At 68.7% G+C, this 11,428-nt stretch carries 12 protein-coding genes; 6 read left to right on the top strand and 6 right to left on the bottom strand.

Annotation, left to right across the window (positions count from 1 at the left end; all coding sequences use genetic code 11):
• Positions 1 to 66: 66 nt before the first annotated feature.
• The gene (locus BLV57_RS13630) at positions 67 to 855 is read right to left on the bottom strand and encodes a DUF2470 domain-containing protein (protein WP_091288990.1); all 789 of its coding nucleotides are present in this window, start codon (positions 853 to 855) and stop codon (positions 67 to 69) included.
• Positions 856 to 964: 109 nt separating this feature from the next.
• Here BLV57_RS13630 and BLV57_RS13635 point away from each other — a divergent pair, with 109 nt between their 5' ends.
• Complete coding sequence (locus BLV57_RS13635; RefSeq protein WP_143047051.1) at positions 965 to 1,996, top strand: hypothetical protein; 1,032 nt, start codon at positions 965 to 967, stop codon at positions 1,994 to 1,996.
• A gap of 10 nt (positions 1,997 to 2,006) precedes the next feature.
• Positions 2,007 to 2,621: a LysE family translocator gene (locus BLV57_RS13640; RefSeq protein ID WP_091288992.1), complete on the top strand. Its 615-nt coding sequence runs from the start codon at positions 2,007 to 2,009 to the stop codon at positions 2,619 to 2,621.
• On the opposite strand, the gene BLV57_RS13645 is transcribed toward BLV57_RS13640, so the two are convergent.
• The 3 genes from BLV57_RS13645 to BLV57_RS13655 all read right to left on the bottom strand — a co-directional run bounded on the left by BLV57_RS13645 (position 2,607) and on the right by BLV57_RS13655 (position 6,380).
• Positions 2,607 to 3,344: a hypothetical protein gene (locus BLV57_RS13645; protein ID WP_091288993.1), complete on the bottom strand. Its 738-nt coding sequence runs from the start codon at positions 3,342 to 3,344 to the stop codon at positions 2,607 to 2,609. The two genes, BLV57_RS13640 and BLV57_RS13645, sit on opposite strands and share 15 nt — an antisense overlap.
• A 13-nt stretch (positions 3,345 to 3,357) precedes the next feature.
• Complete coding sequence (locus tag BLV57_RS13650) at positions 3,358 to 5,139, bottom strand: substrate-binding and VWA domain-containing protein (RefSeq protein WP_091288994.1); 1,782 nt, start codon at positions 5,137 to 5,139, stop codon at positions 3,358 to 3,360.
• Between the two features lie 68 nt (positions 5,140 to 5,207).
• Positions 5,208 to 6,380 (bottom strand): homogentisate 1,2-dioxygenase, encoded by a 1,173-nt coding sequence (locus BLV57_RS13655; RefSeq protein WP_091288995.1) that lies wholly within the window; start codon positions 6,378 to 6,380, stop codon positions 5,208 to 5,210.
• Between the two features lie 85 nt (positions 6,381 to 6,465).
• Here BLV57_RS13655 and BLV57_RS13660 point away from each other — a divergent pair, with 85 nt between their 5' ends.
• Together BLV57_RS13660 and BLV57_RS13665 are read left to right on the top strand one after the other, a co-directional pair.
• Positions 6,466 to 7,320 (top strand): hypothetical protein, encoded by an 855-nt coding sequence (locus tag BLV57_RS13660; RefSeq protein ID WP_281244411.1) that lies wholly within the window; start codon positions 6,466 to 6,468, stop codon positions 7,318 to 7,320.
• Complete coding sequence (locus BLV57_RS13665) at positions 7,317 to 7,946, top strand: IclR family transcriptional regulator (protein ID WP_091288996.1); 630 nt, start codon at positions 7,317 to 7,319, stop codon at positions 7,944 to 7,946. Before BLV57_RS13660 ends, BLV57_RS13665 begins: the two co-directional genes overlap by 4 nt.
• Here the strand turns inward: BLV57_RS13665 and BLV57_RS13670 are convergent.
• Positions 7,927 to 8,508 carry a DUF998 domain-containing protein gene (locus BLV57_RS13670; protein ID WP_091289139.1) on the bottom strand — a complete coding sequence of 194 codons (582 nt, stop codon included), beginning with the start codon at positions 8,506 to 8,508 and terminating at the stop codon, positions 7,927 to 7,929. The genes BLV57_RS13665 and BLV57_RS13670 overlap by 20 nt on opposite strands.
• Before the next feature lie 123 nt (positions 8,509 to 8,631).
• Positions 8,632 to 9,225 (bottom strand): TMEM165/GDT1 family protein, encoded by a 594-nt coding sequence (locus tag BLV57_RS13675; protein ID WP_091288997.1) that lies wholly within the window; start codon positions 9,223 to 9,225, stop codon positions 8,632 to 8,634.
• A 179-nt stretch (positions 9,226 to 9,404) separates the two neighbouring features.
• Between BLV57_RS13675 and cutA the strand changes: the two genes are divergently transcribed.
• Both cutA and BLV57_RS13685 read left to right on the top strand, forming a co-directional pair.
• The gene (cutA, locus tag BLV57_RS13680) at positions 9,405 to 9,719 is read left to right on the top strand and encodes a divalent-cation tolerance protein CutA (protein WP_091288998.1); all 315 of its coding nucleotides are present in this window, start codon (positions 9,405 to 9,407) and stop codon (positions 9,717 to 9,719) included.
• 126 nt (positions 9,720 to 9,845) lie between these two features.
• Complete coding sequence (locus tag BLV57_RS13685) at positions 9,846 to 11,336, top strand: cytochrome ubiquinol oxidase subunit I (protein ID WP_091288999.1); 1,491 nt, start codon at positions 9,846 to 9,848, stop codon at positions 11,334 to 11,336.
• The last annotated feature ends 92 nt before the right edge of the window (positions 11,337 to 11,428 follow it).

The following is an 11,428-nucleotide window of genomic DNA, read 5'->3' on the forward strand; positions in this document are numbered from 1 at the left end:
AGCTGACGAAAGCCACATTGGCGGCCTGAAAACTGACCAATGCCACATTGGGATTTTTTCCCGTGGTCAGGGGGTGCGGCGGGCTAGGAAGGGGCAGCCGACCAGGCGGCGGAGTTCGGCCGCGAGCTGGGGTGGGCCGTCGACCGGGCGGGAGAAGGCGAGGCGGACGTCGTGGTCGCCCGTGTCGGCTTCGACGCGCAGGCGGAGGCCGTAGCGGTCGAGGCCGAGCGGGCGGATGACGCCGTCGCGCAGCGCTGGCGGGAGGTGCTTCGCGAGCTGGTCGACGACGTCGGGGTGGCTGGTTTCGAGGTGGCGCAGCCACTGGGTCTCGTAGTCGTGGAACGGGTCAGGCGCCGCGGCGCTGAACATGTGCGGCCGCAGCGAGTGGGTGCCCTCGGCGTCGGCGAGCACGAGTGAGGCCGGGGTCAGGCGCAGCAACGTCATGCCGTGGCCGACGTCGAGCAGCCGATGGTCAGGGCGGGTCTCCGCGATCGAGATGGCGCGGGCGCGCGCCGCGTCCGGCTTGAGCGGGCGTAGCCAGCCGGTGATCCACAGCAGGCCGCGGACCGGCTCGCGCAGGTCGATCGGCGCGTTGTCGGTCAGCTCGACCATCACGGCGAGCTCGCCGCGTGAGGTGGTCTTCGTGGCGGTGACCATCGAGTGGTCGTCCGGCAGCAGGACGCTCACGCTGCCGCTGACATGCACGTGGTGCAGCACGGGGACGACCCGTTCGGTCTGCCGGTTCTCGGGCTCGACGGTGGGCATCAACGTCGCCGGTCCGTTGCGGGTGGCGATGGTCTTCGCGCGCTCCGCGGGGTTCGGCGCCGGCGGGCGCCTGATGGATGTCTCGGTCACGGCTCACCTCCTACTTAGGTGAGCCTAACCTGACTTTGGCGAATTTGTGAAGCCCCGCGAGAGGGTGACGGATATCCTGCCGCTGAACCAACACCAGGGGGATTGACCAGTGGAAACAGAGCGTGTGCAGGTCCGCGAGGTGCGGACCGACCAGCCGGCGGGCGCCGATCCCGTGATGAGCGGCCAAGTCTCCGCAGCGCGGAAGAAGTCGATCACCCTGATGATCACCTTCCCGTTCTTCATCGCGGTGATGGTGTTCGCGGCGTGGTACCTCGACAAGGTCCTGCTGTTCGCGATTCCCATCGTGCTTTTCCTCTACATCTGGGCCGTCGTCCTGTACGGCTGGTTCGCGGGAGTGCGACGGGTACTCGGGTTGCAGGACGCGTACTTCCGCGAGGTGCCGCTGGCCGAGGGCGCCGTGCTGGTGGCGAAGTCGAAGGTGAGCGTCCCGCTACCGGAAGGCGGCTGGGCGGTCGGCCGCATGTCGGAGCCGAACCGGGTGCTCATCGCCGGGCTCCGCCGGATCTGGGTGCTCGGGCCCGACAGCGATGGCTGGCTGATGCTCGCGCTGCCCGGTGGGTTCACCGGCCACGCCGCCAAGGTCCGCCAGGAGCCGGCGCCGGGCTCTCAGCCGATGAGCGTCCAGCGGACGCCGCAGCCGCCGAGCGCCGATCCCGTGCTGCACGCGTTCGCGCGGGCGCTGAACCGGGTGCTGGTGGTCGGCACGATCACCAGGCTGCTGGCCGTCGGCTGGATCGTCTGGCTGGCGTTGGACTACGACAACGACCTCGCGCGGGTGCCGGTCTTGGCGATGGCCGTGGTCCTGCTGGTCATCACGCTCATGGTCCCCAAGACGATCTTGGCGATGCGGAACGCCATGCGCGCCTCGCACTGGACCGAGCTGGCGGCCGTGCTGGACGCGCCGATCCAGTACACCGGCACGCTGGTGGCGAGCGGACACGGCCGTGTCCAGCTCCCCGATGGCAGGCAGGTGCCGCTGACCATGAACCGGGTCAACGTCAACCTGCTGGTGAACGTCGAGGGGACCGGCCGGTTGTGGGTGCTCGGCACGCCGCGACTCGGCCGCGTCCAGGTCGGGCTGCCCGGTTATCCACTGATCGGCACCGTGAAACTGGGCTAACGTCGACGGCATGACGACTTGGGGGCAAGTTCTCGGTTTCGCCGGTGTGGTCCTGCTGGCGGCGATGTCGCCCGGCCCGGACTTCGCGATGGTGCTCAGGCATTCGCTGGTCTCCGGCCGCAAAGGCGGCCTCGCCGCGATGCTCGGGGTGGCGGCGGGCGTGCTCGTCTGGTCGGTCGTCGCCGTCTTCGGGCTCGCCGGTCTGCTCGCGGCGTCCGCGGAGGCGTACCTCGTGGTCAAGCTGATCGGCGCGGCCTACCTGCTCTACCTCGGCGTTCAGGCATTGCGAGCCGCGCGGCGCGGCGAATACACGGAGCTGCCACGCGCCGACGGGACCAGCACGCGTGCCTTCCGGCAGAGCATGGTCGGCAATGTGCTCAACCCGAAGTGCGCGGTCTTCTTCGTCGCGCTCGTGCCGCAGTTCCTGCCCGCGCACGCGAGCTTCGCCAACGCCGCGTTCTTCGTGCTGGTCCCGGTCGCGGTGACGGTCGTGTGGTTCACCGTGGTGGCGAACGTCGTCGGCGCGATGCGGCGGATGTTCACGAAGCGCCGGGTCCGCCGGGCGATCGACACGGTCACCGGTGGCCTGCTGGTCGCGCTCGGGGTCCGGCTAGCCGCCCAGTGACCGCCTGGTCGCCTCCTCGGTTTCGACGACGCCGCGCCTGATGCCTTCGAGCTGGTCGGTCAGCTCGGTGATCGCGAGGGTGTCGACGTGCGCGTCATCGGTCACCGCCGACAGCTCGACGACCCTGGCGACCAGGCTCTCCAGCCCGAGCGCGCCGGACTGCAGCTGCGCGAGCAGCTTGGTCCGCGCGCCGGTGAGCCTGGCGTGCACATCCAGCTGGGTCTGCACCGCGTCCATCGCCTGCTGAAGGTCCAGGCGGACGTCGTCGGTCGCCGTGCGCAGGTTGGCTTTCAGCCGTGACCGTTCGGCGGCCAGCGCCGCGGCGTCGATCCGCCCCAGCGCCTTTCCCGTGGTCGACGCCCGGCCGGCGAGCCGGTGCAGCGTCGTCACCGTTTCCTGGACGGTGCCGCCCATCGAGCCGACGCGGTCGGCCAACGGACCGTCCACAAGAGACTCACTGATCGACTCGAAGCCGCCGGCGGCCGCTCGCGCCCTGGTGAGCCAGCGCCCTTCGTCCGACCGCTCGTCGACATCGGGGAGCGGGGCCGCGAGTGGCTTCCGAGGCTCACGGCTCAGCGACGCGACGCCAGCGCGTGCGGCGAGCACGACGACACCCACCCCGATGGCCGCGAACGCGGGCAGCTGGACCGCCCACGCCGCACCCGCCGAGGAGGCGGCCAGCAGCAGGCCCCATCGGTCGATCAGCTCCTTGCCGAAGCGCATAAGCGATTCTGACTCAGAAGTTCGAGATGACGGCGGTGAAGACCTGGTCGATCGTGTCCGGTTTGGACGAGTCGTACTCCGAGGCGTCCGTGGCCTGCGAAACCCGCTTCAGGATGTCCTGGTCGGCGTCAGACCCATAAGCGATGGTGAACAGCCGAACGGTCTCGCTGCCGCTCTCGGCACGCAGCTGCGCCGTGAGGTTGTCGATGTCGATACCGCCGGGGTCCTCGTTGCGGCCGTCGGTGAGCACGACGACCGCGTTGATCGCGTTCACGTCCAGATGCTGCTTCACGTACTGATAAGCGGCGAGAGACGAGTCGTAGAGGCCGGTGCCGCCCTGCGGGATGAGCCCGCTGAGCCGGTTCTTCATGTCGTCGCGGCGGCTGGCCATCGGGCCGATCGGGATCAGCTCTCGGTAGTCCTTGTCGCCGTCGAGCTTGGTCGAGAACGACCAAAGCCCCACTTGGTCGCTGTCGGAGAACTGGCCGAGCGACGAGATGGCCGCCTGCTTGGCGAGATCCATCTTGTTCTTGCCGGTGCCGCCGACCGCGTCGCTCATCGAGCCGGAGACGTCGACGACGAGCAGCACGTTGGCCTTCTTGCGTAGTTCGCCCCACGAACCGAGCAGCTTGTCGAGCACCGGCGGGCCCGGCGGGCGGATCAGGTTGAGCTTCGCGTCGGCCTGGACGCCGTTGTCGGAGGTCGCCTGCGGCCCGGTCTTGTTGTCGAAGCCGCGGAAACCCGCGTCGAGCAGCTTCTTCTGCGCGTCCTCGCCGCGAAGCACGGTCAGGAAATCGGCCGCGACCTGCTTGTGCACGTCATCGGCCCAGGTCAGCACCGTGTACGGGTGATCGGAGTTCAGCGTCCCGTCGCTCGGGTTGACCGCGACGATCGGCACCTTCGGCCGCGGGTGCGCGCCCGCCTTCGCCGGGTCGTTGGTCGGGTTGCCCTGGTTGTAGCCGACGAGCGAGTTCTCCTCGACCGCGACCGCGGAGATGTAGGACATCGCGGCGCCGCGGTCGTCGGCGGCGAGCAGGTTCGTCAGGAAGGTCAGCGTGTTGTCGCCGTAGTGCACGATCGACTGCTCGACGTTCTTGACGAAGGCGCGCACGTCCGGCTTCTCGATGTCGGCCGCGGTGAGGTCGGACGACGTCCCGGTGGCCGCGAAGTACGCGCCGATCGTGGCGTTGAGGCCGGAGGTCGAAATGTTGGGATTGGTCTTGCCCAGTTTGAACTTGCCCCACTCCGGGTGGCCGTACTTCGCCCAGCCCTGCGGGTCGGTCGCGAGCGCGGAGAGGTCGCGCCAGCCGATGCCCTTGCCGGGCCAGCCGAGCGCCTCGGCCATCGGCTTCGGCATGGCGATGACCAGCGGCGCGTTGGCGACCGACGGCAGCTCGCCGTCGGCCACGATCGACGGCCGGTCGGCGGCGGCCAGCCGCTGCTTGAGCAGGTTGACCCAGCCGGACGCGGCAGGCGTCCAGACATCGGGGCGTGGCCCGTCGACGGCCTCGTTCCAGCCACGCGCGAGCGCCTGCATGGCCGTTCCGGAGCTCTTCGACTTGACCTCGACCTCCACGCAGCGACCGGCGACCGTCCGGCCGCTGTAGTCCTTCGCGACTTGGCCGACGATGCCCGCCTTCTCCGGCGACGACGCGATCGACAGCTTCACCGAGTCGGCGCCGGTGCACTTGGGCTGGTCGGAAGCGGTGTCGTCAGAGGTCCATAGACGCAGGCCGACGATCAGCCCGATGGCCACCACGATCGCCGCGAGGAACGAGAGGGTCTTGCGGGACATCGGACCTCCGCATTGTGCCGCTGGAACACCATTCTCCAGTGACACGATGCGGAGCAGCCCCGCGTTGCCTAACCGTTAGGACCCCTGCGTGACCAGGTCCAGGCATATCCGGGATCTTCGGACGCGTCCGCGGCCTCGCCGAGCTCCAGCGGGGCGAAGGTGTCGATCATGACAGCGGTCTCGTCGAAGTAGTCCGCGCCGATCGAAGCCTCCGCCGCGCCCGGCTGCGGGCCGTGCGTGAAGCCCGACGGATGCAGCGACAGCGAGCCGATGCTGATGCCGGAACCCTTGCGGGCCTCGTAGTTTCCGCCGACGTAGAACATCAGCTCGTCCGAGTCGACGTTCGCGTGGTTGTACGGCACCGGGATCGACTCGGGGTGGTAGTCGACCTTGCGCGGACAGAACGAGCAGACCACGAAGTTCGGGCCCTCGAACGTCTGGTGCACGGGCGGCGGCTGGTGCACGCGGCCGGTGATCGGCTCGAAGTCGCGGATGTTGAACACCCACGGGTAAAGGCAACCGTCCCAGCCAACGACATCGAACGGGTGGGTGGCGTAGGTGTACTTCGTCAGCCCGGCGCGGTGGCGCACGAGCACCTCGACGTCCTCACCCTCGACGAGCAGCGGCGCCTCGGGGCCGCGGATGTCGCGCTCGCAGTACGGCGAGTGCTCGAGGAACTGGCCCTTGTTGGAGAGGTAGCGCTTCGGCGGGCCGACGTGGCCGCGCGCCTCCAGCGCCATCAGCGTGATCTCACCGTTGGGAATCACCCGATAGGTACAAGACGTCGGGATCACCACGTAGTCGCCGTCCGCGACGTCGAGCACGCCGTAGATGGTCTCGAGGCGAGCCGATCCGCGCTGGACGTAGAGCAGCTCGTCGCCGATCGCGTTGCGGTACAGCGGGCTGGGCGCGGTCGCGACCACGAAGCCGATCGTCACGTCCGCGTTGCCGAACAGGCGGCGCCGGTCGTCGACCGCGTTGGCGTCCGCGCCGAACTTGAGGTCCTGCGACTTGAAGTGCCTCGGCTTGAGCGGGTGGTTCGGCTGCAGCGGCCCGCGGTCTTCGGGGACGGCGACCGCGTCGACGATCGCGGTGGGCAGGCCGCGGTGGTAGAGCAGTGCGGAGTCGTTGGAGAAACCCTCCACGCCCATCAGCTCTTCCGCGTACAGCCCGCCTTCGGGATTGCGGAACTGGGTGTGCCTCTTGTGGGGGATCTCGCCTACCCGACGGTAGTAAGGCATCGATTCGCTCCGTAGAAGTGTCCGACTATCGAACGATTTTGTCCTCTTAGCGTACGCTACTAGCGTGTCAGCTGTGTCAAGCGCTGTGGAACTCACTCCTCCAGGTCCCCGTGGAACTCCTCCCCTCTTCGCGCGGCTTGTCGACGACTCGGCGCTCTTCCCTCCCGCCGAGGTGAAGATGCCGGACGCGCTGCGGGCGCACTTCGAGACGAGGGCCGGCGAACACGCCGGTGTGCTGGGTGTTTTCCTGTGTCAGGCGTCGCGCCTGCCCGAGCTCATCACCGAGTTGATCAAGATCAAGCCGAAGCAGCCGCTGCCGCTTTCGCTGATCATCGACACCGGGCTCGGCGGGGTGCCGAAGGCCATTTCGATCGTCGAGTCGCGCAGTGAGCTGCTCGCGCTGCGGATGGTCGAGATGCCGGCGCCGTCGGACGTCGACGAGGTCTGGCTGGAGCGCGTCTCCGAGTTCGTGCCGGAGGACGTCATCCGCGTGGTCGAGCCGCGGCGCGGGGTCGGCTGGCTCGACGGCGTGCGGAAGGTGATCGAGCACGGCAGCTGGCCGAAGATCCGCTGCGGCGGCCAGGCTGGCGAGAACTTTCCGAGCGTCGACGAGGTCGCCGACTTCCTGTCGGTGGTCAGTGGCGCCGAGGGCGCGTCCTTCAAGGCGACGAACAGCCTGCACCGCGCGGTGCGGCATACCGCGGAGGACTCCGGCTTCGTCCATCACGGCTTCCTGAACCTGATCGTGGCGTCCGCCCGCTGCCTGTCCGGTGGTGACGTGCGTGCCGCGCTCGAGTCGACGGACGGCGACGCGCTCGCGAAGGAGGCGAAATCGCTGTCCGAGCCGGCCGCCAAGGCCGTGCGCGGGCTCTTCGCGTCCTACGCGGCGGCCTCGTTCGACGAGCCGGTCGCCGATCTCGGGGAACTCGGGCTGTTGTGACCGAGGGGTCGCTGACGCTCGATCGCGGGCTCGCGCTGCTTCAGGCGGTCGCGGACGCCGGTGGCGAGGCGGCGACCATCTCCGAGCTCGCGGTCGCCATCGGGGCCAGCCGCGCGGCCGTCTACCGGCTGCTGGTCCCGCTGTCCGAGCGCGGGCTCGTCTGGCGTGACGGGAACAAGGTGCGGCTCGGCGTCGGGCTGCTGCGGCTGGCGGGCGAGGTGCTGCCGCAGCTGAGGCAGGCGGCGCATCCGGTGCTGCGCGACCTGGCCGAGAAGGTCGGCGCGACGGCGCACCTGTCCGTCGCGCAAGGCAATCAGGCGCAGGCCGTCGCCGTGGTGGAGCCGTCGTGGACCAACTTCCACGTCGCGTACCGGGTCGGGAGCAGGCATCCGCTCACCGCGGGCGCCGCCGGGAAGGCGATGGCGTTGCGGCCGTCCGACCGCCAAGCGTGGATCACGACCGTCGGCGAGCTGCAGTCGGGCGCGGTCGGCGTCGCGGCTCCCGTGCGCGGATTGCCGGGGTTGCGCGCGAGCGTCGGCGTGGTGTCGCTGGAGACGCTGGACGAGACCGTCGTCGGGCCTCAGGTGGTGGAGGCGGCCGCCGCGCTCACCGAGGTGCTGCGCTGAGCAGTGGCCGCACCATGGTCGCCAGCAAGGCCAGGTCGATGGTGAACAGCAGCCGCTCGAACAGGCCGAGCGTCAGCTGCGGGCCGGTGAGCAGCTTGAACAGGAAGCCGCCGAAGACCAGCGCGATGCTGACGATGCTCGCGGTCGCGAGCCTGCGGATGGTCGTCCGGCGCGGTTCCCACGGGCAGTTCACGTTGCCGGCGCGGGTGAGCGTCAGCGCCGCGGACGGCAGCGCGATGAACGCGGCCAGCGCCGCGTAGTTGTGCACCTGCCCGGACAGCGAACGCGCCGCGCCCTCCGGGTCGACCGGGAACGCGGCGACGATCAGCAGGCCGAGGCTCCAGACACCGAGCAACACGAGCACCGAGCGCTGACGGCGCGCCTTCGCGATGCCGGCCAGCAGCGCGACCGAGCCGAGCGCGAGCGCCAGGCACATCGCGCTGAACAGCGGCGCTGCCGACGAGCCGCCGTAGACGTACTCGCTGAGCGTGTGCCAGACCGGGCTGATCCGGCTCGACAGCCGCAGGTGCAGATCGGCCGCGATCGCGACCGCGACGGCCATTCCGGCGAGTGCGAGCCGCCCGTGCACGGGGGAGACGGGGGTGCTCAGAGCAGGCTCCAGTTCATCGCTGGTTCATCTGGACGTTCTGTCCAGGCTACCGAGCGGACCTGTGAGAGCCAAAAATTACGCGAGCAACAGTGCCTGAATGGCCGCGAAAAGGGCGAACCCGGCGAAAATGAAGCCCGCGACGCGCTGAATCAGCTTCGGCCGGATCCGGCTGCGCACCTTCGCGCCGATGAACACCGCCAGCCCCGCGACCGTGACCAAAGCGACGAAAGCGCCGAGACCGACCGCGAACGGCTGACCGAGCCGCGCGGCCAGGCTGGCCGTCGCGAGCTGGGAAGCGTCACCCCACTCGGCGGCGAACAGCACGCCGAACGAGGTCAGCGCCGACCGCGCGAAAGTCGCGGCAGACGGCCCGGAGCGCGAGGCGTCCTCGCCGCCGTCCTTGCCAGGGGTGAAGCCTTCGCGCAGCAGCATGAACGCGCCGATCCCGAACAGCACGGCCACGATCGCGGCCAGCAGGATTTCCGGCAGCAATTTCAGCGCGCTGCCGAACAGGACAGCGAAGAGACATTGCACGGCGAATGCGACGCAGACGCCGGCGAATACCGGAGCGGCACGGAAACGCGTTGTCAGCACCAGGGTGGCGACCAATGTCTTGTCCGGCAGCTCGACGGCAAGCACTAGGCCGAATGCGCTGATCAGCGCCCACATCGCGGGTGACATCGGTTTCTCACGCCCCTTCCTCTGCAACGATAAAGGGCGCGTTCAGAGGATTCAAGGAGATCGGATTTGCGAATCGACGGTTTTGGTGGCGATCCATTTGTTTTGTCGGCCGGGCGGAAATGCGTTTTCGGCATGCCGAATTCCGATTTCCGGGTAGGGTGACTCTTATGGAACACGTTGTCGTGACGACCACCGCCGGGTCCGAGGAAGCCGCCCGCGCGCTCGCCACCGGCGCGATCGAGGCCCGGCTTGGCGCCTGCGCCCAGATCGTCGGCCCGCTCACCAGCGTCTACCGCTGGGAGGGCGTCGTCCAGACCGAGACCGAGTGGCGCGTCGAGATCAAGGCGGCGGCCCGGCGCGCGCCGGAGCTGACCGAGTACCTCAAGACCGAGCACGCCTATGACGTGCCGGAGGTCATCGTGACGCCGATCGTGGGCGGCAGCGCCGAGTACCTGGCGTGGCTCACCGAAGAGACCCGCTGAGTCGTGAGTGATACGGCCGGTTCTAACCGGCCTAAACACTCACGACCCCTGGGCAGGACCTAAGTCCCGGCATGATCAGGACCACTTGAACTGGCGGCGGGGACCACGGCGGAGCACGCTCGGTTCGTGGACGTCTTGGCACTCGCTCGCTGGCAGTTCGGTATCACCACCGTCTACCACTTCCTGATGGTCCCGCTGACCATCGGACTCTCCCTGCTCGTCGCCGGTATGCAGACCGCGTGGGTGCGCACGGGGGACCTGAAGTACCTGAAGATGACCAAGTTCTGGGGCAAGCTGCTGCTGGTCAACTTCGCCATGGGCGTGGTGACCGGGCTGGTGCAGGAGTTCCAGTTCGGGATGACCTGGAGCGCGTACTCGCGGTTCGTCGGCGACGTGTTCGGGGCGCCGCTGGCGATGGAGGGCCTGTTCGCGTTCTTCATCGAGTCGACGTTCCTGGGGCTGTGGATCTTCGGGTGGGACCGGCTGTCCAAAAAGGTCCATTTGGCCTGTGCCTGGGCGTTTTCGCTGGCGACCATGGCTTCCGCGTACTTCATCCTGGCGGCGAACTCGTGGATGCAGCACCCGGTCGGCGCGGAGATCGTCGACGGGCGGCCGCGGCTGACGTCGATCGGCGCGGTGCTCACCAACAACACGGCGCTGGCCGCCATCCCGCACACGATCGCCGGTGCTTTCTCGGTCGCGGCCGCGTTCCTGGTCGGGGTCGCGGCGTGGCACCTGTGGCGCAAGCGGGAGCAGGCGGACGAGCCGCACCGTGACGTCTGGCGGGCTTCGCTGCGGCTCGGTGGCTGGGTCGGCGTGGTCGCGTTCGCGGCGCTGGCCGTTACGGGTGACGCGCAGGGCAAGCTGATGTTCGAGCAGCAGCCGATGAAGATGGCTTCGGCGGAAGCCTTGTGCCACACCGAAAAGCCGGCCAGCTTCTCGATCATCGCGATCGGGGACGTGCGCGGGGCGAACTGCGAGGACGTCAAGACGTTCAGCGTGCCCGCGCTGCTCTCGTTCTTGGCGCACAACGACTTCTCGACCGAGGTCAAGGGTGTCGAGGACCTGATCACCGAGTACCAGGCGAAGTACGGGACCAACTACCCGGTCGACCCGGCGCTCGGCGAGCTTTCGGGCAAGCCGATCGACTACGTGCCGAACCTGCCGGTCACCTACTGGGGCTTCCGGATGATGATCGGGTTCGGCGCGGTCGGGGCCGGGGTCGGCGTGCTGGCGCTGTGGTTCACGCGGCGCGGGCGGATCCCGTCGACCAAGTGGGGGCCGCGGATCGCGATGCTCGCGATCGCGACGCCGTTCCTCGGCAACAGCGCGGGCTGGATCTTCACGGAGATGGGCCGTCAGCCGTTCGTGGTGGCGCCTAATCCGTCCGGTGTGGACGGAGTGTGGATGTTCACCGCCCGCGCGGTGTCGCAGTTGTCCACAGGTGAGGTGTGGACATCCTTGATCAGCTTGACCCTGGTCTACGCGGCACTCGGGGTGGTCGAGCTCTACCTCATGCGCAAGTACGTCACCGGGGGCGTCGACGCGGTCATGCCACCGCAGAAACCCAAGAGCCCCAAGGAATCCGGCACCGAACCACTGTCGTTCGCCTACTAGGAAAAGCCGTGAACCCCAGCATCCCATCCCCCGCCACTCCCAGGGGGCCGGCCCCACGTCCATCGTATCGGCGCCAGGCCTCCGAGCGGCTG

Source organism: Amycolatopsis xylanica, from assembly GCF_900107045.1.
Lineage (GTDB): Bacteria > Actinomycetota > Actinomycetes > Mycobacteriales > Pseudonocardiaceae > Amycolatopsis > Amycolatopsis xylanica.

Bases quoted from the DNA above. Each gene is read 5' to 3' on its own strand.
- cutA (WP_091288998.1), top strand. From the start codon at position 9,405: ATGGAACACGTTGTCGTGACGACCACCGCCGGGTCCGAGGAAGCCGCC.
- BLV57_RS13640 (WP_091288992.1), top strand. From the start codon at position 2,007: ATGACGACTTGGGGGCAAGTTCTCGGTTTCGCCGGTGTGGTCCTGCTG.
- BLV57_RS13670 (WP_091289139.1), bottom strand. From the start codon at position 8,508: ATGGCCGTCGCGGTCGCGATCGCGGCCGATCTGCACCTGCGGCTGTCG.
- BLV57_RS13650 (WP_091288994.1), bottom strand. From the start codon at position 5,139: ATGTCCCGCAAGACCCTCTCGTTCCTCGCGGCGATCGTGGTGGCCATC.
- BLV57_RS13655 (WP_091288995.1), bottom strand. From the start codon at position 6,380: ATGCCTTACTACCGTCGGGTAGGCGAGATCCCCCACAAGAGGCACACC.
- BLV57_RS13645 (WP_091288993.1), bottom strand. From the start codon at position 3,344: ATGCGCTTCGGCAAGGAGCTGATCGACCGATGGGGCCTGCTGCTGGCC.
- BLV57_RS13675 (WP_091288997.1), bottom strand. From the start codon at position 9,225: ATGTGGGCGCTGATCAGCGCATTCGGCCTAGTGCTTGCCGTCGAGCTG.